Source organism: Photobacterium sp. J15 (assembly GCF_963870815.1).
GTDB lineage: Bacteria > Pseudomonadota > Gammaproteobacteria > Enterobacterales > Vibrionaceae > Photobacterium > Photobacterium marinum.
Genome location: NZ_CAWMUI010000003.1, coordinates 72,014 through 94,481, shown reverse-complemented (window position 1 = coordinate 94,481; position 22,468 = coordinate 72,014). Strand labels below are relative to the sequence as shown.

24 protein-coding genes and 1 pseudogene are annotated in these 22,468 nt (G+C 41.1%); 10 read left to right on the top strand and 15 right to left on the bottom strand.

What is annotated here, in order from left to right:
• Positions 1–40: 40 nt before the first annotated feature.
• Positions 41–4,219, top strand: a complete 4,179-nt coding sequence (locus tag AACQ93_RS25515) for a C80 family cysteine peptidase (protein ID WP_369808757.1) — start codon at positions 41–43, stop codon at positions 4,217–4,219.
• Positions 4,220–5,061: 842 nt separating this feature from the next.
• Positions 5,062–5,367, top strand: coding sequence for a helix-turn-helix transcriptional regulator (locus AACQ93_RS25345; protein WP_198160304.1), 306 nt, complete (start codon positions 5,062–5,064; stop codon positions 5,365–5,367).
• A gap of 77 nt (positions 5,368–5,444) precedes the next feature.
• Here the strand turns inward: AACQ93_RS25345 and AACQ93_RS25340 are convergent, their stop codons facing one another.
• Positions 5,445–5,966: a hypothetical protein gene (locus AACQ93_RS25340; protein ID WP_064609906.1), complete on the bottom strand. Its 522-nt coding sequence runs from the start codon at positions 5,964–5,966 to the stop codon at positions 5,445–5,447.
• A gap of 547 nt (positions 5,967–6,513) precedes the next feature.
• On the opposite strand from AACQ93_RS25340, the gene AACQ93_RS25335 reads away from it, so the two are divergent.
• The 6 genes from AACQ93_RS25335 (at position 6,514) to AACQ93_RS25310 (ending at position 11,776) form a co-directional block, all read left to right on the top strand.
• A complete protein-coding gene (locus tag AACQ93_RS25335; RefSeq protein WP_064609905.1) occupies positions 6,514–7,218 on the top strand; it encodes an AidA/PixA family protein in 705 nt (234 codons plus the stop codon).
• 506 nt (positions 7,219–7,724) lie between these two features.
• Positions 7,725–8,552 (top strand): hypothetical protein, encoded by an 828-nt coding sequence (locus tag AACQ93_RS25330; protein WP_064609903.1) that lies wholly within the window; start codon positions 7,725–7,727, stop codon positions 8,550–8,552.
• A 407-nt stretch (positions 8,553–8,959) separates the two neighbouring features.
• Positions 8,960–9,322, top strand: coding sequence for a hypothetical protein (locus AACQ93_RS25325; RefSeq protein WP_064609901.1), 363 nt, complete (start codon positions 8,960–8,962; stop codon positions 9,320–9,322).
• Positions 9,323–9,368: 46 nt separating this feature from the next.
• Positions 9,369–9,491 (top strand): hypothetical protein, encoded by a 123-nt coding sequence (locus AACQ93_RS25320; protein ID WP_255377270.1) that lies wholly within the window; start codon positions 9,369–9,371, stop codon positions 9,489–9,491.
• A gap of 449 nt (positions 9,492–9,940) precedes the next feature.
• Entirely contained in the window at positions 9,941–10,336 is a 396-nt protein-coding gene (locus tag AACQ93_RS25315) for a DUF2391 family protein (RefSeq protein WP_064609900.1), read from the top strand.
• A gap of 996 nt (positions 10,337–11,332) precedes the next feature.
• Positions 11,333–11,776 carry a DUF3653 domain-containing protein gene (locus AACQ93_RS25310; protein ID WP_064609899.1) on the top strand — a complete coding sequence of 148 codons (444 nt, stop codon included), beginning with the start codon at positions 11,333–11,335 and terminating at the stop codon, positions 11,774–11,776.
• On the opposite strand, the gene AACQ93_RS25305 is transcribed toward AACQ93_RS25310, so the two are convergent.
• From AACQ93_RS25305 to AACQ93_RS25275, 7 genes are all read right to left on the bottom strand, one after another.
• Positions 11,740–12,168 carry a hypothetical protein gene (locus tag AACQ93_RS25305; protein ID WP_064609897.1) on the bottom strand — a complete coding sequence of 143 codons (429 nt, stop codon included), beginning with the start codon at positions 12,166–12,168 and terminating at the stop codon, positions 11,740–11,742. The two genes, AACQ93_RS25310 and AACQ93_RS25305, sit on opposite strands and share 37 nt — an antisense overlap.
• A 26-nt stretch (positions 12,169–12,194) precedes the next feature.
• A complete protein-coding gene (locus AACQ93_RS25300) occupies positions 12,195–13,346 on the bottom strand; it encodes an SIR2 family protein (protein WP_064609895.1) in 1,152 nt (383 codons plus the stop codon).
• Positions 13,347–13,376: 30 nt separating this feature from the next.
• Complete coding sequence (locus AACQ93_RS25295; protein WP_064609893.1) at positions 13,377–13,730, bottom strand: hypothetical protein; 354 nt, start codon at positions 13,728–13,730, stop codon at positions 13,377–13,379.
• Complete coding sequence (locus AACQ93_RS25290; protein WP_157097670.1) at positions 13,730–13,891, bottom strand: hypothetical protein; 162 nt, start codon at positions 13,889–13,891, stop codon at positions 13,730–13,732. Before AACQ93_RS25290 ends, AACQ93_RS25295 begins: the two co-directional genes overlap by 1 nt.
• 137 nt (positions 13,892–14,028) lie before the next feature.
• Positions 14,029–14,223 (bottom strand): hypothetical protein, encoded by a 195-nt coding sequence (locus AACQ93_RS25285; RefSeq protein ID WP_064609891.1) that lies wholly within the window; start codon positions 14,221–14,223, stop codon positions 14,029–14,031.
• Positions 14,220–14,462, bottom strand: coding sequence for a hypothetical protein (locus AACQ93_RS25280; protein WP_064609889.1), 243 nt, complete (start codon positions 14,460–14,462; stop codon positions 14,220–14,222). Before AACQ93_RS25280 ends, AACQ93_RS25285 begins: the two co-directional genes overlap by 4 nt.
• Before the next feature lie 75 nt (positions 14,463–14,537).
• Positions 14,538–14,966 carry a type II secretion system protein GspD gene (locus AACQ93_RS25275; protein ID WP_232323404.1) on the bottom strand — a complete coding sequence of 143 codons (429 nt, stop codon included), beginning with the start codon at positions 14,964–14,966 and terminating at the stop codon, positions 14,538–14,540.
• Positions 14,967–15,642: 676 nt separating this feature from the next.
• Between AACQ93_RS25275 and AACQ93_RS25270 the strand changes: the two genes are divergently transcribed.
• Both AACQ93_RS25270 and AACQ93_RS25265 read left to right on the top strand, forming a co-directional pair.
• Positions 15,643–16,800 carry a tyrosine-type recombinase/integrase gene (locus AACQ93_RS25270; RefSeq protein WP_198160302.1) on the top strand — a complete coding sequence of 386 codons (1,158 nt, stop codon included), beginning with the start codon at positions 15,643–15,645 and terminating at the stop codon, positions 16,798–16,800.
• A 54-nt stretch (positions 16,801–16,854) separates the two neighbouring features.
• Positions 16,855–17,100: pseudogene (locus tag AACQ93_RS25265) on the top strand (transposase); the annotation flags it as partial.
• A 158-nt stretch (positions 17,101–17,258) separates the two neighbouring features.
• On the opposite strand, the gene AACQ93_RS25260 reads toward AACQ93_RS25265, so the two are convergent.
• The 7 genes from AACQ93_RS25260 to AACQ93_RS25230 form a co-directional block, all read right to left on the bottom strand.
• Positions 17,259–17,903 (bottom strand): hypothetical protein, encoded by a 645-nt coding sequence (locus AACQ93_RS25260; protein WP_064609881.1) that lies wholly within the window; start codon positions 17,901–17,903, stop codon positions 17,259–17,261.
• A 146-nt stretch (positions 17,904–18,049) separates the two neighbouring features.
• Positions 18,050–18,517 (bottom strand): 2TM domain-containing protein, encoded by a 468-nt coding sequence (locus AACQ93_RS25255; protein WP_064609879.1) that lies wholly within the window; start codon positions 18,515–18,517, stop codon positions 18,050–18,052.
• A 212-nt stretch (positions 18,518–18,729) separates the two neighbouring features.
• Positions 18,730–19,890 (bottom strand): DUF2971 domain-containing protein, encoded by a 1,161-nt coding sequence (locus AACQ93_RS25250; protein ID WP_064609877.1) that lies wholly within the window; start codon positions 19,888–19,890, stop codon positions 18,730–18,732.
• Positions 19,891–20,005: 115 nt separating this feature from the next.
• The gene (locus AACQ93_RS25245; protein WP_064609875.1) at positions 20,006–20,395 is read right to left on the bottom strand and encodes a hypothetical protein; all 390 of its coding nucleotides are present in this window, start codon (positions 20,393–20,395) and stop codon (positions 20,006–20,008) included.
• Positions 20,396–20,439: 44 nt separating this feature from the next.
• The gene (locus AACQ93_RS25240) at positions 20,440–20,667 is read right to left on the bottom strand and encodes a hypothetical protein (RefSeq protein ID WP_064609874.1); all 228 of its coding nucleotides are present in this window, start codon (positions 20,665–20,667) and stop codon (positions 20,440–20,442) included.
• 318 nt (positions 20,668–20,985) lie between these two features.
• Positions 20,986–21,615 (bottom strand): hypothetical protein, encoded by a 630-nt coding sequence (locus AACQ93_RS25235; RefSeq protein ID WP_064609872.1) that lies wholly within the window; start codon positions 21,613–21,615, stop codon positions 20,986–20,988.
• A 146-nt stretch (positions 21,616–21,761) separates the two neighbouring features.
• Positions 21,762–22,352 (bottom strand): hypothetical protein, encoded by a 591-nt coding sequence (locus tag AACQ93_RS25230; RefSeq protein WP_064609870.1) that lies wholly within the window; start codon positions 22,350–22,352, stop codon positions 21,762–21,764.
• Between the last annotated feature and the right edge of the window lie 116 nt (positions 22,353–22,468).

The window sequence follows — 22,468 nt, the reverse complement described above, 5'->3', positions numbered from 1 at the left end:
ACGGCCTGATTTAGCGGCGACAGTTATTTCTAATATCTTGATGGCGGCCGATGATAAGACGCCAACAGTGGATGTTAAGCAGCTTGATGACGGCACGAAATACATCAGTGAAGCAAGCCTGAATGCTCTAATGGAACAAGAGGAACCGTTCAATAAGGAGCGGTACAATCAAGAGTTGCTTGATGGAAGGAAAGCTGGTGAAGATATTGTTGCCAAAGGTAATTTAAATGACGCCGAAATTAAAGGTATTAAATGGTATACCAGTGAAGGCTTCCAATATGTAAACGAGTCACTGAGGAAGAACGAGAAACTTCAATATTTCGTGAAAGACAACTCTGTTGATGCTGTTAAAGGTATGAGCAAGTTAGACACGTTTGAAGGAACTGTTTACCGTGCGTTTATGCCAGGTGTAAGTTTAGCGGAGTTGGAGAGTCGTATTGCACCAGGGCAACTGATTGGCGAGAAAGGCTTCTGTTCCACATCGACCAGTGCAGAGCTGGCTAAAGACTTCCGTGGTGGAAAAGGGACAGTGATGCTAACGATTCTGGACGCGAAAGGCACCAATGTTGCCGGCCTTGCGCAATTGAATCAGGCAGAGGTTTTATTAAAACCGGGCTCCCATATACGTATAGAGGCGATCAAGAAGACAGACAAGAATCTGCATATTGTTGCTAAATATACGGAAGATTTTAAAGTCGGTGAAAGTGTGCATAGCCTATTTGACGGCAACAAGATTGGTTTAGCTATCAATCAGGATACTTCCACTCTACATGAAGATGTGAAGTCCTCTTTCGATAGTGCCGATGTTGCCGACATTTTGAAGTCGAAAAAAGCGTCGAATGCGATCGATTTAGATAATGGACTAAGCAGTAGTAATGATGATATTCGTAAACGCAATGTAGATGATTGGGCCCGGGTTGCCGTTTCACCACAGGCCGATGGTGGTGAAACCCGTTTTGATGGTCAGATCATTATCCAGACGGAAAACGATCAGGTGGCAGCGAAAGCTGCAGCTCGTTTGGCTGGTAAGCACCCTGAAAACAGTGTGGTAGTTCAGCTTGATGCGGACGGTAAATACCGTGTGGTTTACGGTGAACCGTCTAAGTTGTCCGGCAAGCTGCGCTGGCAGGTAGTGGGTCACGGCCGTGATGAGTCTGAAACTAATAACACCCGTTTGAGTGGTTACAGTGCAGATGAATTGGCGGAGAAGCTGGTTAAGTTTAACCAGGATTTCAGCCAGGCTGAAAATATTACCGCTAAACCGGATCACATCAGTATTGTCGGTTGTTCACTGGTTAGTGATGATAAGCAGAAGGGTTTTGGTAACCGCTTTATCACAGCTATGGATGCCAATGGTATCCGAAGTGATGTTTCTGCACGCAGTTCTGATGTGGCTGTTGATTCGACAGGTCGCAAGCATACACGTGATGCTAACGAACAGTGGGCTCACAAAGTGGCAGCGAACAAAGTCGTGCTGAGCTGGAACGAGCAGGGTGAAGTGGTTACTCATATTGAGGCGATCCGTAACGGCATTGCCGAAGGTGATGTTGACCTTGCCCGCGTTGGCCAGAGCGATAGCGAAGCACCAGCCCGTGGTGCAATCGGTGATAACGGTGATGTCTTTACCGCGCCTGAAAAACGTAAAAATAGTATAGACACCGCCTCATCAAATGGCTCTGACCGTCATTTGAGTTACTCCGGCAACATCCAGGTGAATGTGGGGGACGGTGAATTCACCGCTGTTAACTGGGGTACATCGAATGTGGGTATCAAGGTTGGTACCGGTGGCTTTAAATCATTGGCATTTGGTGACAACAATGTGATGGTTCATGTTGGTAACGGCGATAGTAAACATAGCTTCGACATGGCCGGTTATCAGGCTCTGGAAGGTGCCCAGATGTTCATCGGTAACCGCAATGTCAGCTTCAATATGGGCCGCAGTAACGATCTGATCGTGATGATGGATAAGTCGATTCCGACACCTCCATTGGTCAACCCGTTTGATGGTGCATCACGTATCTCCGGTGTACTGCAGGGGATTGCCCGCTCCGGTGAAGGGCAGGACTGGCTGGCTGCTCAGGAGAAGCAATGGACGTTGTCCGGTGCGAAGAAGTTCGTTAAGGATATGTCTGGCCTGGATCAGAGCAGTAGCGTGGATTATACCTCGCTGGTTGAGCTGGACTCGCACAATGAACGCAGCAGCCGTGGTCTGAAGCATGACGCTGAGGCTACGCTGAACAAACAATACAACAAGTGGCTGAGCGGCAACAGTAACAGTGACACCAGTAAGATGAGCCGGGCCGACAAGTTCCGCCAGGCAAACGAGAAGCTGGCATTTAACTTTGCTGTTGGTGGTCAGGGGGCCGATATCCAGGTAACTACGGGTAACTGGAACTTCATGTTCGGTGACAATATCCAGTCGATTCTGGACACCAACCTGGGTTCGCTTTTCGGCCTGATGACACAGCAGTTCTCGGCAACCGGTCAGGCGAAAACAACCTTTACCTATAACCCGCAGGATCTGCCTCGTCAGCTGAAGAACAAGTTGCTGGGTAAACTGGCTGGTGTCGGTGCTGAGACCACACTGGGTGATATCTTCGGTGTGGATTACACCGCTGGCGGTCATATTGTATCCCGAAATGGTGAGTCGGTTGACGGCGTGGCGATCCTGAAGGAAATGCTGGAAGTGATTGGCGAGTTCAGTGGCGATCAGCTTCAGGCCTTCACGGATCCGACTAAGCTGCTGGACAGCCTGAAATCTGGTATCGACATGGGTGCGGATGGCATTAAGTCGTTTGCAGAAAGCCATGGCCTGAAAGAAAAAGCACCGGAAGAGGAAGAAGATAAATCTTCTGTGTCTGTGAATGGTGCAAATGCCGGTGTTGAACAGGCTGCTGGTGAAAAGGTTGCTTCTGCTGACAGTACGAAACAGGAACGCGCATTCGGCTTTAATGCCCTGAACCTGCCGAACCTGTTTGCGACCATCTTCAGTCAGGACAAGCAAACGGAGATGAAGTCACTGGTTGAAAACCTGAAAGACAACCTGACGGCAGATCTGCTGAATATGAAGGAGCAGACATTTGACTTCCTTCGAAACAGCGGTCACTTGCAAGGCGATGGCGACATCAATGTCTCGTTGGGTAACTACAACTTCAACTGGGGTGGTGACGGCAAGGATCTGGGAGCGTACCTGGGGGATAACAACAACTTCTGGGGTGGTCGCGGTGATGATGTTTATTACGCTACCGGTACATCTAATATCTTCACCGGCGGTGAAGGTAATGACATGGGTGTGCTGATGGGCCGTGAAAACATGATGTTCGGCGGTGACGGTAATGATACAGCGGTGGTTGCCGGACGTATCAACCACGTCTTTATGGGCGCAGGTGACGACCAGTCATTTGTGTTCGGTGAAGGCGGTGAAATCAACACCGGTAGCGGCCGTGATTATGTCGTGACATCCGGTAACTTCAACCGCGTTGATACCGGCGAAGATCAGGACTACTCAGTGACGATTGGTAATAATAACCAGGTTGAACTGGGTGGTGGTAACGACTTTGCTAATGTCTTTGGTAACTATAACCGTGTCAACGGCAGCGCAGGCAACGATGTTATCAAGCTGATGGGCTACCATGCGGTATTGAACGGCGGTGAGGGTGATGATCACCTGATTGCGGCTGCGATATCTAAGTTCAGTCAGTTTGATGGCGGCCAGGGCCGTGATCTGATGGTGCTGGGCGGTTACCAGAACACCTTCAAGGGTGGCGAAGATGTTGACAGTTTCATTGTCAGTGGTAACGTCATTGACAACCTGGTTGAAGATATCCGCAGTGAAGACAATATCGTCTTCAACGGTGTTGACTGGCAGAACCTGTGGTTCGAACGCAGCGGTTATGATCTGAAGCTGTCGGTCCTGCGTGAGCCGGAAGCTGAGACGGATCAGGCTAAGTTCGAAAGCGTCGGCTCAGTGACCTTTGCTGATTACTTCAACGGTAATCGTGCAGATTTGGTTATCGGTATGGGCGAGAAAGATGCAGCCGGTGAGCGTGAATACACTGCTCTGTCTGATAACGCTGTCGATGCTTTGGTACAGGCGATGAGCAGCTTTGCACCTCAGGCTGGTGACAATGGCTTCATCGACAACCTGGACAGCAAGGCACGTGTTGCCGTGACAACGGCATGGTCTGATGTGACTAACGGCAAGGGCGCGATAGCTTAAGACGTAACTAACATCAGGTTTAAAGACGAAATAAAATCAAAGCCGCTTCCCTTAAAGGAAGCGGCTTAATTATTAATAATACCTGGCAATCAGCTGATCATGTTCAACAACAAAAGTATTCAGTGTGTTTTTTGTGCGCTTGGTGTTCTGCTCGTCTGTTGAGGCACGTAAGTGAACCTAGATGAATATTGGCAGGTTACTTTTTCTTTTTGTCGTATTTGAAGTGTTCTTGGTTGGATTTGAATCGATATCTCTAAATGATTTTATTTTAAATATCTGAAATAAAATGTATTTTTCAATCTAATCCTAGATTTCCCTTTTCGTTAATGGTGTTAAAAAAGCATTTTTTTAAGTAAATCTTTTCCTCTTTAGAAAAATCATTTTCAACCGCTTTATCTCCTCAACTATATAAGTCAGATCGCTTCTTTCAAAGTTTGTTAAATCAATACTATCTTCTTCAAGGTTGGCTAATCTTTTTTAAGTGAGGAATAAAACCTTCTAGCCTTTTGAATTTTTTCTCTTGTTTATATCCGAAGCATAAAATTGAAAGGCTGCCATCTATATAAGGTAATGCGTTAGGCCTGTCTGTTATATTATATCTCTGCTTGCCTTATTTTTGTCGTTCATGAAATTTCCTTATTACTTTGCGCTCAGCATTAGCAATGTATTTAAGTTAAGCTAAACAGAGTGTGATTATGGTCACAAATGACCGTGCTAGTAAGTAACATAACTTACTGGCACTATGTGAAAATTCCAGATAACATCTGTGAGTATTTTATTATCAAGGTCAAAAGTGTATTATCGTACGCTGTTCCATTGTTTATAATTATGTGGTGAATGTTGTGTCTTTTTCCGAATACATCAGGCTTGCTCGTCTTGACTCTGGATTGTCTCAGCAGAAGATGGCAAAAGCTCTGAATCTGGCCCGTCAGACATACCTTGATATGGAAAATGGTAAGGTTTGTCCTAGAGCCGATCGTCTGATGCGAATTGCTGAAGTTACCCAAAAACCGATTACTTATTTTTATGGTCTTGGTGATGGCGAGCTTGTGTCGGATTGGAAAAGGCTTATTAGCTCTGTTCCTGATGAGAAAAAGGCAGCTTTTTTTCGGATCATGGAATCAGTATCCAAAGAGCTGTCTAGTTAGTGGCAACAAGTTCCGTTTTATTTTGAAACTCAAAACTCATATCCCAATTTACTTATCATTTCTCAATCTCTTTTATCCTATAATTTCCAAACCATGACCTGACAAGATATTGGTTTTTGATAATAACTCGTCTTTGTTGGGAAAGAACTGCAAAAGATCTTTTTGATAGGTGTTGGAGAATGCGTATCAAGATAAACTAGCCTGTCATCTTGTGGTTGTTCCTGAAAGACATCAATAAGGGCGCAAAATAGTCGTGTATGTGAAACTGGTGAAAGCTTGCTTAATTTTTCTATATCACGCAGGTAAGATGTGGATGTGTTGCGAAGTTTAAACTCCAATACTATCTTGTGTGAGTCATTGATGATAAATGCATGATCGCATGGTCCTCCGTTCCCAAGATTTATCTCTCTAAGCCATTCAACTTTGCTGTTGCCAAATATACTGTTCCGTTTTCGCATGATTTCAAGTCCGCATTGGAACACGAACGCAAGTTCTGGCATGAAGAAGATCCCTTCATCGGCTTCTTGTGATAGGTCTCTATCATATTTTATTGCTGTTTGATAAATTGCCTTCGCAATTTTCATTTCATATTCATGCATGAATTATCCAGTCATTAAATCATTTTATTTTATTACTAACCAAATGGTTTATAAATGGCCATTTATGGCAACTTAATTTTATCTTAACCGTATTTCCCTATCCGAAACCAACTGTTAACTACTCCGCAATTCTTGACCTACCCAGTGAGCGTTATCTATACCTGAACCTGCTTGGTTTTGTTGTTAAAAAGGATGAAGTCGAGAGGGATCATCACTGGTGGGAAAATCTGACAGCCGTTGCGTGTCGATACCATGCGTCGGATGACCAGACATTTTCCAATTAGCAACCGTTCTTCATTTTTTAGGTATTGGTCAACATTTGTACGCCATATGGATACTAGGCTTGTTGAGTATTACTGGTATAGCGAGGCGGTAGAGATATCAGAGTCATTAGTACGTGAGCGTTGGAGGTGGAAACATGATTCGTTCAGGACCTTAACAAAAAGTCTAAATATGCACTCTAGTAAAAGCATTAGAAAGGGCTTTTAATTAGTTGTTATAAGCAATGATACAGCTTGTAACATTAATAAATAAAAGGAATTTAAAAATGGCTGTTAGAAATGTTTTTGCATCAATAGATGTTAGTGGATTTATCAACGACTACAGAGCTCAGCTAATCAATTATTACGATGGTGTTGACGTAACCTCAAAGTACATGAGTGAAGAGCTTGAAGCCGTTTTGATTCGGATTAAAAAGGGAGAATTGGCTCCGAAAAAGTTTGGATATTACGACACTTCGGTCTTACCCAACTACACACGTCTTGTTTCAAGCAAAGACAGCACCATCGGCTATAAGGTATACCGCGAGGATTATGAGTGGATTGATAAAGATGCAGGTGAGTTACAGCTAAATAATATCTACAATCTTATGTTATCGGCCGAAAATGGTGACAAAATTATCTGGTGGGGACACTCAATAAAACCAAATTCACATATTCAGGCTGTTATCTCCAGCGTTGACAAACCCGGCTCTAGCACCATGCCGCCTAATGAGTTCAGGAATTTAGAGCGCAAGAATGTCCAGTTTTACTATGCCAGTGGGGCCGTAGATCCAACCAAACTGGTGGCGGGAGTTGAAGTGTCGACTCAACAAGCTTATTGCTTGCAGTGCTGCCTGGAGGGAACCCCCGGAACCACAGTCAGTTACGATATTGCCCTGATGTTGCTGTCGACTTCATTTAACTACGAGGGGTCTTTAATATCGGTCCCGATAGCTGAACTGGTTGTCGATCCAATAATAAAAATCCAATAACTACTCAAGGGCTACATTTTCAAGTCCTTGGCATAAGCATTGCGACTGTTCTGTTAGCCTATTTTAGAAAAGGCAACAGATGTGGCGGTTAAAAGAAAAACCAGTCTTGGCTTTTCTTTCATAATTCCCTGAATTTAAAAGAAGTGTTTTGCCCCAGAAATCACGCTCTGGGGCATTCCTTGGTTTGCAGTTATAACCAACTTTGTTTGCTGTGTAATTTAAGGGGGCGTCACTGGATAGTGGTGTGTGACTTATCCTATTGATTTTAATCTGATCAATTTATGTATTGGCTTTTCCATGAGCTGGCATTTCACTCTAGGACGACCATTTCATTATCAGCTCACATCGAGAATTATTATGCAACCTTTCACACCTATAATAACAATTGATTTGTCATGCAAATATTATGCAACTAGTATTCTATTGTCGCATCTTAGGTTTCATAAGATGTTTGGAATGTTAGTAAATCCCCGTTGTTAAACGGGCTAATTGAGGAAGGATAAATTATGGAATTGCAGAGTGATGCAACTGCTCCTGTATCTGGTGCAACGAACTTAATACCGTTAACCCTGGCTGAAATTAAGGAGAAATTATCTCACTTGGGGGTCATGGATGATGATATTGAATATTTATTAAGTCATTCTCAAGCTGATGCTAGAGCGGTTGCAGAACAAAAAGATAACTTGTTGGTTGATATGCAATGGAACTTTCGCTCAGCAACACCACCCCCTAGCACCGGGATGGAGTCGCCTATCAACTGGGGGCAACAGTCGCTCTTAAGAACAAAAAAGATATTGGGCCGAGTTGCTTTCGTTATTAACTCCCCTAAATTCAAGCATCGTTTTAATAGCCAGTTATCCTGCCTGAAAGCTTCCACCTTTGTCGGGGGGCTTAATGGGGCCGATGTGATACCTAATAATTACCGAGGATTTAAACAGGTTGTTTTTAATGCGCTGGCAAAGTCGGATGGGCATTATAATTTGTATGCATATAATAAAATCTCCGGGGGTAATGCTTATGGAGGCGTAGGTGCTCCTAATATGTATTTTGCTCCCAATCAGTTAGATAATTCACCGATGAATCAATCCGCACCTTTGCTTTTACATGAGTTAACTCATACGTTTGGTTATCAGCATGCAGGTATTGAGGCAGGGAACTTCACACCGAGTAATCTGCCTTATTATGTCCAAATGATTACTGATAACGGCGGTATGAATGAACGTGATTTCCCAAGCTTAATAGACCTGTATCATCACTCCTATGAAAAGGGGTATCTCCTACCAGACTCTGACTTAAATATTGACGTGTTTTCTCAATATTTCGGTAACTCTTAACGGTGGTACTTAATTTGAGGTTTAAATCACGCGAGAATGTTTAGTCTGGGGCTTTGTAAAAGTATCCCTAACAACGTATGCCAACAACCGAAGTCGAAAGGTCGCTACCATGCGGCCTTCCTTTGTATGAGGCGAGTGGTATCTGGAATGGTTAGCTTGTAGTGGGTTACCTGTTTTTATCACCCTTGTTGTTATTCCGCTCTATCTGCTGAGGTCTCGGCACATATAGTTTGATTTCCCGGGCATATTAGAGTTCTTGATTGGTATTTTCCGCTATAGCTTTCACGTTTGTTATTAAACAATAAAGATTCAAAGCTGCGGGTTAGATTTTTTTGACTTCAAGCTGTAAGTATCTGGTTACATTTGGAATGTAGTAACAAGAAGAGTTGCATTTGATAAGGTATGCTATGAAAAGATTGATGGTTTTGAGTATGGCCTTGGTTATTGCTTCGTGCGCGGCCACCCCTCAAAAGTTGCGTTCATCAAAACCTGTTTTAGAGCAAGGTAGTATTCAAACTCCGGACTATATGGCAACCTGTATTGCCGATGGTTGGGAGAACATGGATTATATTATTTATAGCCCGGTAGTAAGTTACAGGCCAACCTCATCAGGGTATGAGGTGACTCAATATATTGATGGTACTTTGACACATTTGGCTGATATAGAAAACACACAGCCAGGAAGCGAGGTCAAGGTATACACCCCGTCATTAAATTTAGGGGAAGACTCGGCGGTGAGTATTGTTGAGCGTTGTATGCTGAAAAATTAAAGGAGTACGATCTTCTAAGGTTTTGCATAGTGTTCTGTGGCTATCCATGTCGATGAGGCTGGTGATCATCGACATGCCGGAAAATATGCCGTTCAATGATGAATTTCGCAGAATGAAGCAGGAAGCTATCAGTTGGTGTTATGTGATGCGAGTAATTAAAGTAAGGTAAGAAGTGAACGGTATCGGGATCTTGTTCACTTCTCTGGCGCGATCCCATCGCATTGATTAGGGCTAATTAAAGGCTAGCTACCATTATACAGTGTAGCTAATTGGTCGAAGTTTTGATTATAGGGGGATGCTTCTAACTTTATGCTCTACGGTTTTATGTGCTTGTTCGATTTTTTTTTCGGTTTAAGCCAGACCGTTTTTTTTTAGTCGTGTTATCGCGGCTTTTTATTCATTGCATGAGGCGGTAGTTATGTGGAATGGTCAGGTGGTGAGGTACCTGCAGTTGTCAGCCCTGATCGTTATTTGCTCTATCTGTTTTGGCGTGGCCATCGGTAACGTTTTCTTGTTGGCCTGACTCATTTGTCGGTTTTAGTATTTTTAGTGGGCAGGGGAAGTTGACTGCAGCAAATTATGCCAGTGAAATCGGTTGTGTCTGTAAAAGGAGGGGGAATGGAACTCAGCTTCAATATGGAAGATGCAAGCCAGGTGTTTGTTGGGGCTTTTGCTCTGGCTGTTCCTATTTCTTTTTCCGAAGAGGCCTGGCGTTTAGGTGAAACGTTGCCGTCTACCAACCTCGTGGCGTTATTTACTTTGTCGATATTGTTCTTGGGTATTTTTACCTATCAGAGCGTGTTCCAAAAACAGATCAAGAAGCGTTTGTTTGTTTTCATTTTCCGTATCGGCATCGCGTATTTTATGACTGCATTGGTCGTTTGCCTGGTGCTCTTTTGTTTAGACAAACTTCCATTGTTGTCAGATCCAGTAACCGCCTTAAGGCGGATGATTGTCATCACCATGCCTGCCTCAATGGGAGCTATAGTAGTGGACAGCTTCGACAAAGAGTAAAGTTAGAATTGAACATTCCTTTGTTAATTACCCTGACTGCAATTACTCATGGATACAAGCTGCCAGCAAAACATGACATCGCCGGATGTCTTCCTCTAATTCATTGCACGCAACCACTGGGCAGTTCTTCTTTCGGTTAAACAGAAATGGACAAACAAAGGATCGTCTTGCATAAGTTATGTCCCTTTGACTCGTATCTTGGGATAATTTAATGGCTAATCTGATATAACAGAACAGTTTCAAGTGATGAGCATCGAGTGCTGTATAGGCTGTCCTTCCATCGTTATAGTCATGATAGATTCTAAGTCTTGGTATTGGTGCACAATCCCTAGGAGGAGTCCTGCTTCATGGTATGTCATTGATTCTGAAGAGGACAGAAATTTTGCTCCAAACTCCACTTAATTCAAAGTACTAATGGTCGGCTATTAACTCGGAAAGAAACAGCAACCAAATAGTGGCAATGGCTACCGAGCCCAGATATACGAGTTATCATGGTACAAAACGTATTCTATTGTATTGAATCAAATTTCTGATGCACTATAACTTTTATTCTTGGCATAAATAAAATTATGAAATCCCCTTATTAAGTATTTACCCATAATTTCAATTTATCATCATGCCGGGCTGGCCGCGCTTTAAGGAGAGCAAACCGTTAGAGCCAAACTCAAGAAAATGCTTTACCAGGCGATAGACCCCGGGTTCCTGCTCCAGCAATTACTGATACACAGGCAACTTTTCTGCCTGAAAATTAATCTATCTGCGGCAGAACGAGCTTAAGATTTCAAAAACCAAAACTTATGGAATGACATTACGGCAAAAAGCGTGTTTTAAGCTAGTTCAACCTGACATTTCTAACTAAATCTTACATGTTTTGTTTAATGCACATTATGACGGCCTTATGTTAAATGTTTTTGTTAACATTTATATGCAGTAGCCTTATATACAGGGCGGTTACTATGCAATTCCTTAATAACAAGGAATGCAAAAAGTGACACCATGTCTAAAAAATTAACGAATAACTACATATTTAGGAAATTTACTTGCGGTTTGTCGAGAAAAGAAGTTGCTGAACTTTGTTTCAAAAGTGTGAGGACGGTCACGCGATGGGACGCAGGGCAGGAGATACCACCAGAGTGCAGAAGGTTAATGAAAATGTACGCTGGGCGTGAATTGGGAGCAATAGGGGATATTTGGCGGGGTTGGCGGTTTTCTAAAGAGGAACTAGTAACTCCTAATGGTTGGGGGCTTGGGCCAGATCGTATAATTACAGGCAATGGACTATTAGAAATTAACGCTGAAAGTGATAGACAAGCCAAGGCATCAATATTAAAAACTGCAAGGCTTCTGGAAAACCTACCAAAAAAAATTGAACAAAGCCCCATGATGAATGGGGCCCAGTTATATCACCCCATTAATGAAATAAGTAATTTGCTAAGGTAATCCGTTTGGGATATAAAATTTGAGATTGTAAGGTCTTTTGTACTTTCTCTACGTGAAAATTTAATGTCAAGGTTTCGCTCTTTCATTGAACTCTCATCATTAAGAGACGCAGGGTTTATAACCAAATCAGAACTGAGGTTTGAGTCTAATTTTTCAGCCTGGTCTTTTAATGTTTCAATTCTTTGCTCAACAATTGAAACGTATTGTGTGAATTGCTCATTCTTTTGGCGTAATTGCAATTCTAATAAGCGGGTTTCTTGTTTATGGATACGAGTGAATACTAACCATGTTAAGGTGATCAAACCAGAGCAAAAAACAAAAAAAGCACTAAGTATGGGAAGCCAATTTATAACAATTGCTGTACCAATAAAGTTAATTAACTCTTCTTGCATTGTTTTCTCCAGACGTTGTTATGATACTAATCAAACAAAAACTTAATTGCTTCACTTGTAAAACCGTTCAAAAAATAGGATGCTTTACTTTCATCAATAAATCGATAAGTATCTTTTAACTGCATGATAGCCTCGTCAGTTTTTCGATAATCAACAACCTTAACATTACTTTTTGTAACTCCTTGAATATCATGATCCCATTGATAATCTTGATAGTTACTTATTATTTTATAAAGACAAACCCGCAAATAGTCGTCATGCTCAGGAAGAGAGAAGCCAATAATTGAAACACCTAAATTATAAGCACCTGTCTGACCTAAACTATGCCAAAAGCTCATAAAAGGGTTAGCATAAACTATTTTCATGTATGAAGGAGAGAGGATCATGGGGACTCCTTCTGGTTTTTTCTCTAAGTAAAAATCATCAATATTTTTAATTCTATGTATAAATCGAAGTGGCTCGTCTTTAATTATAGGACCATCTAATAAAGGAGTAGTTATATATTTATTATTGTTGTTAAAGATTAAATCTTTCGGCAAGCCTGTCAGATCATAGCTTTTATAAGTTTTCTTTGAGTGTCGATAATTTTCATCAGAGAACCAGTCCAAAGAACCATGAAGCTTTAAAATTACAACCTCTTTATGAGTGTTATCTATGGTGCCTCCATGGTTATTGGTTGATGAATAACGATTACGAAACAGGCGATATGGTTTTTCGATAAACTCTAAAGCTCTTTCTAAAATCAAGTCATAGTTTAAGGTTATAACAATGTCTGTATGTTTAAGATTTTGAGCGAACTCTATATATTCATTAGGAATGTCTTTTCCATTAGGTGTTCGTTCATGAATAATTTGACCTATATACTTTTTAGTTAATAATTGTGCTCCATTACCTTGAGAGCTGAACGTATCACTCCCTTCTAACCACAAAAAATGTTCAATATCTAAATATGACATAAACTCTTCAAGGTTGACATCATTCTCGGATATTTTTATTCCTGAAGTGCTAAACTTATAATCAATAAACTCCTTCAAGGATGAATGAAACTTAGTACTTCTTCCATGATTTTTTTCTATTCGCTCCTTTACCAATTTGTATAATTCCACAGCAGTTGGTAATCCAGCTGGAACAGAAAAGCCAGCACCTATTATAAATATCCTATAACCAATGTTATTCATAACAAACCATTTAAATTTAAAGCCAACAAGTTAATTGTTTAAATTTCCATTTATAGAGCTGAGAACCTCAATTAAATTATTATTAATATCATAATAGGCATCTGTAAAATTTTGAAGTGTAACTTTTCTCTTTATCCTTTGCAATTTTCCAGACCCTGATACAGATTCAAGAACCATATAAGTATCTACAACAGTCGTAGTCATATCCTCAGGCTTAAATAAAAGGTTTATGTTTTGTGTGTTGACAGGGTTATGTGCAAAAGCATTTCTTGTATTCATGATCGTTTGAAATTTATTGTTACTGACTTTAGGCCAATGATTAATATCTCGAAGATATATGTAAGCTTTAACTTTTGATGATAAATTAAAAAGTGCATTGTTCATCAAAATTTCAGATAGAAATTTATTTTTTCTTTATCTTCAATACTCAGGTATGAACAGATTATTTCTTTTAATTTATTCTCAATTTCATTTGTTCTTTCAATAACAAATGCTGTTTCCATCCTTGTCTCTGTTGGCTCTAACACTGGCTTAATTTGACTCATATTCCCTCTTGATAATTGTCACACAATATACCAATTGCGTATGATACATGTCACCTTATAGAGATCAACCGTTTAGCTTGTTGAACTCGCTGCCTTGGTTGACCCCTAACGGCGACTCAGATTAGGGAAGGAGGGTGTCACTGGTGACGGTGCATAGAAACGAACTTTCCAGACCGTGTGTCACGGAGGGCATTGAGTGTCAGGCTGTCATTCTCGACCATCATGGTTACCGCCTGTTTGATATCGGCTTCCCGGTCTTCCGGTACCCACAGCGTAACCTTTTTCAAGCCTTTGTCGCGCTGACGTTTCTCATATTCGCTATTCCTGCTCATATCACGGTCACCTTAATCAAGACGGACATCTGGTTTTTCACGGTACTGTTGGACGAGGAGGTAAACAGGCCACCGAGCAGCGGCAGGTCTTTCAGTACCGGAACACCGGATTCGCTTTCCCGGATTTCATCACTCACCAAACCGCCCAGTATGATGGACTGACCGTCCACAACCTGAATCACGGTATTGATTTCGCGGTTATTGGTGATGATATCGCTGGCAACGTCGCTGTCAGACACGCTGGGATATGAAGCACCACTGTGCCGTTGACGATGTGCGGGCGTACGGAGAGACTCAGGCCAACGTTCTTGCGTTCAATTTGAGCCGTTGTTGGCGACCTCACTGCTGACAAGAAACGGGACGTTCTGGCCGACATTGATATAGCCTTGCTCCCTGTCCATGACCAACAGGTAAGGCTTGGATAACAGCTTGGTGTCACTGTTGGTCGTCAGGGCATTGACCAGCGCGTTAACGTCGCCCTTGTCGTAGATGGTACTGCCGCCGGGCAGGATAGCGTTTTCGATCTTCTTTTTGAGCGGGTTCGATATCAGCCGGAACCCGGGACTCTCCAGCAGGATATCGAAGTTAACCCCGATATCTTCCGAATCGCCAACCCGGGTATCCATGACCACCGCATCAATCAGCACCTGTCTGCGCCGGACATCAATCCGCTGGAGCAGGTTGTTTATCTGGATAAGCTGCAAAGGTGACCCGGTAACAATCACAGAGTTGGCATGGAACACGGAGTAGGCCGGTCTGGCGTTCGCCCGTGTTTTCGGTAAACGCATCCAGCACCGCTTTGATCAGCGACTGGATTTTGGTGTTCTCGACATAGTCGAGGTCATAGAATTTGGTAACTGGCGGCACGATGAGGACCTTCTTGCTGTCCTTGCTTGGCCTGTCCGAGGGTGTCAGCAGCGACAGGCGATAGAACCCGGGTTCCTGCTCCAGCAATGATTGATTTTTCTACCTGAAAATTAATCTATCTGCGGTAGAAAGAGCCTAAGATTTCAAAAACCAAATGTTATGGAATGACATTACGGCAAAAAGCGTGTTTTAAGCTAGTTCAACCTGACATTTCTAACTAGATCTTACATGTTTTGTTTTTTTGTTTTTTTGTTTTTTTTCTGTTCTCTCTCTCTACCAATGCGCATTACATTTATTATGTTAAAAGCACTATTGAGAGCAACTTAGTAATTAGTAAGTTTTCATATTGATGTGTTGCCATCATACGCTTTCCTCAAGGAAAGTTCTTTCGAGCATTTTGGGGGAATGAGTAGGATAAAATATACGCAAAATATGACATTAAAATAATTACCCCATATAATGCCAATTATAACAAGTAACTGATATCCGTAGCAGGGTTGACGTGACATTGTAACACTTTAAATCTTTCTCTTTATGGGGACAATGATAGGGATGAATAATAGTGGCCATTTTAGCCCGGTGGTGTTTACAAACCAGGAGCAACTGACCAACGCATCTGTTGTACGGATTAAGAATCCTACAGAACGATCGCGTTATAGAGAACTGATTGCCGAATTGAGTAAACTACTTTATCGAGCTGCTGATATGTCGGATCTGGATGACGACAAACGAAGAGTTGCTAATGATGGCTTTGTGTCCTATCTATACAATGCATCAGGCCGGAGTCTAAACACATTGCGCCAAACGAAGCATTCACTTCGTTTATACCTTGATTGGTGTGAAGAGAACCAATTCCGTTCATTACCTACATCACCCTATGAGCTTGGTCACTACCTCAATTTCCTTGAGATGGTCAAAGGCCACGCGCCAAGTACAATTAGTGCCCATCTATCTGTTGTCTCTTTGCTTCATCGGATTGCCGGTATGATAGATGTAACAAAAACCCAACATGTCATTGATAGCATGGCCAGCATTCGAATGAATGCAATAAGAAATGGTTACACTGAAAACCAGCAAGCAGGTTTTCGTAAACACCACCTTCAGGCCTTGCGCCATCAATGGGAAAACAGTAATCATCCGCGCGATCGCAGAGACCTTGCTCTATTATCTTTAGCTTGGGATAGTCTACTTCGAGAAAGTGAGTTAGCTAGAGTGACATTGGGAATGCTAAAGCTAAATCGAAATAATGGTCACTATATAGGTCGAATTGGCTATACCAAGACCAGTAATAAAAAAAATGATGCCTCGGGCAGCGTGTTCTTCGTTAGCCGGCAAAGCTACCAACTTTTGATGGCAGCAATAATTGCCACTGGAGGTGATCCTGATGATAGAAACAGTTACGTATTTTACCCATTAACAAAAAAAGGATTTGCCAATAAGCGATTTTGTGACCCCGTAACTGGTTTTTCACCACTAAGTGGTGAAGCTGTAGATGGGGTATTTGATCGAGCTTACCATGCACTAACCCCCAAAGATTGTGAAAAGCCATGGCGCGGACATAGTGCTAGGATTGGTCGTGCTCAGGATTTATCGGAAGCTGGGGCCACGAACAAGCAAATAATGCAGTTAGGTCGCTGGGAAGATCCAAAAATGCCCTCTCGGTACACTCGTGAACAAGATCTAAGTGAAATAGCGGCTCAATTTATCTAGTCAGCATTATCACATGAATGACAGTGTCGCATTAGATATGTGTCACCTCCATAAAACAGGGAAAGTAGACACTATAAAGAACACAGAAAAATACAGGGTGGTCGAGCCCAGGTTAGAACAGTTTTATACATGGCTATGATGTCTGCCATGCAATGTAACCCTGTTTTTAAAAGTACCTATCAGCGACTGCAGGCTGAAGGGAAACCCCAAAAAGTGGCTATCATCGCCTGCGTCAGAAAGATGGTTATCATCCTCAATTCGATGCTGAGAGATGGCGTCTTATGGGATGCAAAACAGCTTAAAATTTATCTGTTGACGCTGTTGTTGACAACCGGGGGAGTCCATGTAGCCCAATTAAGGCTACCACGACACTTAATTTGAACACCGTAAACGCTGAACTTAACCCAAACCAAAAATGCCAAGTGTGCTGAATCACTCTTAAATTGTTTATTAGAGTTTTATATTTCGAGGAATAGTAGACCCACCTTACTCTTAGGTAACCACCAACGAAACTCATAATTCTGCGATAATGTAATTGGCGAACCGTACGGTTCTTTACCTAATTTTGGATGATAGATTAGCTCTGTACCTTGCTTATATGAACTACCATTTCTAAAGTCAAAATCCCCCGTTTCTTTAGAGTAGCTATCATGATCGATGTAATGGCGATGATCAGTACCGACTAACATAACTCCGAAATCAGCAAATTTACCGTAGTTCTCAAGATTATGAATATCACTAAAAACATCGTACCGATTATTTGGTTCACGATGGTTAGATTTTTTGAAGAACTTCAGCTCAATGGCACAACTACTTTTAGCCCCAGACGCCAAGTTTTCAAAGTATATGTAAATGTCTACTTTTGCTTTCTTTGAGCCACTTTTTACAAATGCTCCCTGATCAAGAAATACAGGCTTTTCTAACTCTATCCCAAAGATCTCGTCGCGAGTATTAACATAAATCTCTCCAATAGACTTTAAGATTGAAGACAAGTGAAGTTGCATTGATGCTTCGTTTTCAACAACAATCGCTCCGCCATTCATTTTCTCATATAACGCCCTTGCTGAAATATCAATAACTTCTCTTAAACGATTTTCAGACACTGGATTCTCCTAAAATTCTAACGCCTAAGCTCATGCGCCCGTTACCGCAAATAACAAAATTGACTACCATAAACACCAAAGTCAATTCATACCAAAGCTGTCGAGTAAAACGGGTCGCATTGTGCTTTTTGTTATGTGCGAACTATCTATAATCTCCGTCCTAATCGCTTTTCTATTTGCTTTTTTTCCCAACGCTCATTGAACCAATTAAACCATTCATAGACATGAGCAGCATGATTAAGCACACCGATACCCCAGCCTAATGCAGGCCAAATAGCCCAAATATAGCTGGAGTCTGTAAGTAAATTTATTAAGAACAAAATAAAGATGACGACCAAATAATTTGTTAGATGGGAATAAAACCCTTTCAAATCTCTAACATATTCAACTACTGCCAGCTCATCTTTCTGATTTGTATTGGTATCCATACTGCAATCAACCTCTTGTAATTCATTAACATGAACATCAAAGACTGCAGCTAAGGACTTTAACGAATCAAAACTTGCCTTTTGCCCTCTTTCAATTCGCTGAATTGTACGAACACTCAAACCTGTCATTTCAGCTAACTGTTCTTGAGACCAAGCTTTCGATAACCTTAATTTCCTTAGTTTCATCATTACCTCCTTTGATGTGAAACCACATTGCCCCATAAACTACCAAAAGGTAACGACACTAAGGTGACAAACACCTGACACATATTTAAAATCAGTCACTTAAGAGAAGCACATAACGCCGCATTAAGGTGTGAGCAGCGCTTGGCTATACTTGAGCGAAGTGAAACCGCCAAGCGTTGCGAATCACTCTTAAACAGTTTGTTATACGCGTCTCAAGGGATCGCATCATAGCTGTACCTACCAGCTTCCACGGTTACCCCCTTGAACTCTTTCCAAGCTTTAAGTTGCCTCTCATAGTATTCAGTACCAACTTTTAATTGTGTACCCATTGATATCAGGTCTTGGTCGGTAATTCTAACAACCCTTGATGATGAGCAAATCTCTGCTTGTTGGTATAGAAAATCAAAAACATGCGTTTTCGTCGACTTACTCCCTAAATCTCGGAATCGTTTCTCAAGTTTTACATCAATTATTTCTTTGATTGCTAACTTTTCGTGTTCTCTCATGCGTGCACCAAAAATGATTCCTACGACTTGGTTGAAGTCATAGTGAAATAACCGCTGATAGTTAGTAAACGAAGATTCGCCAGAAATATACTTACTAGGTTGTGGGAGCAGTAAGCGAGCTTCTTGCTCATATGCCCAACATTCATTTTTCGTTAGCAATTGACTTTGAATTTTCGCATGGAAACCTAAGCGCTCTTCCTCAGTTTCAAATTTATATCCTGTGTTGTAGGAAGGTAAAAGGCAAAAAGCATCTATGGCTTCTAGTTGATTTTCATACTCGATTGCTTTCACCTTAAATTTATTACCAATTGAACTCGTATGCCCCTTACTTACTGATAGGCTATCTTTCGTTCGACTGGAACATTGATATAAATAGCCATCAATTGGTCGATAGATCAAACAATAACCAGTATGACTTGCTGCATAGTGGGACCACATGAGCATTTCATTGTTACAAGTTGACAGTGAAACCGAGTACCCTGCACTAGGAGCATAAAGCGACAAAAGAGCCTTAAGTTGTTTTTGCAACTCCCCAATTTCCTGCAAATCAGCTAGATTGATTTCGCAATTTTTAAATATGCTTTCAATCACTTTTACTGAGTGTTGGTCGTACTCTTCGAGCAGTTGCTCCACTGAGATAGGACATATGCTGTTAAAGTAACTCGCTGCTAGTTCTGACCACACTTCGTTTTGCCATAGCGACTTAATGACGCGAAACCAAGTACTTTTACTATTCTTCGGAAACTCAAACTTTGACTGCATATCGATAGGATCATTTAACTCTTCTCTAGATGCAAAATACCATTCGTCATAAATGAGTCCCTTTTGAGATAAAAGCCCTGGAGATCGATATCTATAGACGTACATTTTTTATTAATTTCCTCTGAAGCGTATAATGCCCTGTTAAGGTGTGAGCAACGCAATGCCTAAGCCACCGCATAGTAAAAATGCCACGCGTGCTGAATCACTCTTAAATTGTTTGTTATATTTCCTGCTTATCCACTTTAGCTAAACCTTTACAAAGTTTATCTCCAACCCATGTAAGACGTGTTCGCTGCCTTAAAAATGGTAAGAAACTTAGACCAACCATCACACCTAGAGCCCCCATTAAAACCACATTATTAGTAATGCTCAAGTTAATATCCGTTTTTGGCAATATTTCCCTATATAATTCGGCGCTAAGCAAAAACAATAAGATAGGAAAAAACATCCCGAATATAGCTCGCATAATAGGAAAAGGTTGAGACAAAATGCCTTTTTCTTTCAGAGACAATGCTAGCGAGTGCACTCTTTCATATTCGGGGTTGGATCTAGAGCGGAATGAAATTGCTGTAAGTAAGGAGTTCACGTTAACAAAATGATGCTTACCCATACTAAACTCAATCAAAAACTCAGCTTCTGAAGTAGAAAGAGACTCTAGTTTTCAAGAAGCAAATCAGAATCTGAATCGCCTGCCTTAATTCGATCTATTAACGAACTCCATAGATTTATGATGTCGTCATTTTCTAGTTCCTTGTCTGACGCAGACTCCAGCAATTTGTGAAGTTTTACATCATAAATTAACTTCTCATCATCTTCTTGTGCCGCTTCAACAATTTGTTCTTCGTTCTTTTCAGCCAACTTTTGTTTATTTTTATTTTTCATGTATAGCTTTAGTTTATTAATCCCTTGCACTTGCGCGGCAGCAAGCTCGCTTGTTATAGCGATATATCAAGGTACCAATCGCTTGACTAATGGTTGCTTTGGTAACTTCAACTCTAGCTAGGTCTTCTAGATCTGTTTCTTTTCGTTACGTTGTCTCATCCAACTTTTTGTCTTCCAATTCTTCCAATTCTTCCATGGTGAACCTCTCAGGAAATATAACGCCCGCAATAAGGTGCGCCAACTCTGAACCAGCCAAGCACACTGAACTCCAAACCAAAACTGCCGAGTGTAATGCATCACCTTGATTGCTTTGTAGCACTATGTTTTCGACAATGTATCAATAACTAACCGCTGTTGTTTTTCAAGTTTTCCAACATAAGGTTTAATTCGTTCTGAGTAACTACCATTTACCATAGACACATCGCGCAGAAATTCTTCATTATAGGATTGTAACGTTTTTACAGTTTCCTCATTTGTGGGCGCATCATTTAAGTATAATGAAACCTTTTCATGATGACGTTCAGATATTTTGTTAATTTCCAGTTGCCATTCTTGAAAGATATTCATCTTATACAATAAAGCAACCTGTAAATTTTTTGCATAAGATAGCCACTCACTATTTCCAGTAATTACAGCCTCATTAGACAGCCTCAAACTCAATATTAGATTTTCAAAATTATTGAAGTTTGCTTTTTTGTCACTGTCATTGATTGTCAGTAAGGTTTGATACATTTCTGAAGAACTCTTAATTTCTTCTGTAATCGATTTAATTCGCTCTATTTCTTCTTTATGTAATTTATTGGAGTTTTCTTGGATATCAGAAACTATCCTATCCAGCTTACTTATCTCTTCTTTTGAATTATTCAATTCCATATATTGAAAGCTTAACCCAAGGATAAGCCCCACAAAAGTAAGTATTTCTATTGTCTTTGAAAGACTAAATTTCATTATTATTCCTCGATATTATTGAATAGTGCTAACGCCCTATTAAGGGGTGAGCAACGCAATACCAAAGCCGCCGCGTACCACCTTAAACACTAAACGCAACGCATAGTAAAAATGCCACGCGTTGCGAATCACTCTTAAACAGTTTGTTAGGTTTTGGACTTCAGGATTGTATATAGAGCCTTTATATACTTGCAAGCTATTGGCTCTAAACGCTCAAATGAAATAGATAAATCTGTTAATTCATCACCAAGTTGACCATGATGTGGATAGTTCTTTGCCAACTGTCTACTAATTACACCTTCATGTTTAATTGCATTATTCAACAACCTTAGCTCATTTACTGCATTAAACTCCGGTAGTTTTTTTGCTTCTGGTGGCAATACTTTCCATAAATCATTCCAGTTGGAGAGGTTCCTTGTTCCTACTTCAAGATTGAAAAACCTAACAAGTTCTTTGTGCTTGAGCTCAACCCTTTTATAAAGCGCTAAGATGTATAACTCACCAGCTAGGTCGACAACACTAAACTTATAAATTGCGTCATCTTCAATCCATGAACGGTGCATATGCTCATGTTCTTTAGATAAAAATTTCATGTTGTCGTGTGCAGCTTGTGCTTGCTCAATCTTGGAAAACTCGCAGTCCATAGCTTCAGAAAAAACTTTTTGAAAGGAGTTGATAGTGTCAGTATCAAGACTAGACATATGACTTTCGATCAAATCTTCAAAAGATAAACTCAACTTACTCTCCTTAAAAACCTAACGCCGCATTAAGGTGTGAGCAACGCTACCACAAGACTTAACCATACCACCGTAAACACAAAACCCAACGATGAAATGAAAAATGCCATGCGTTG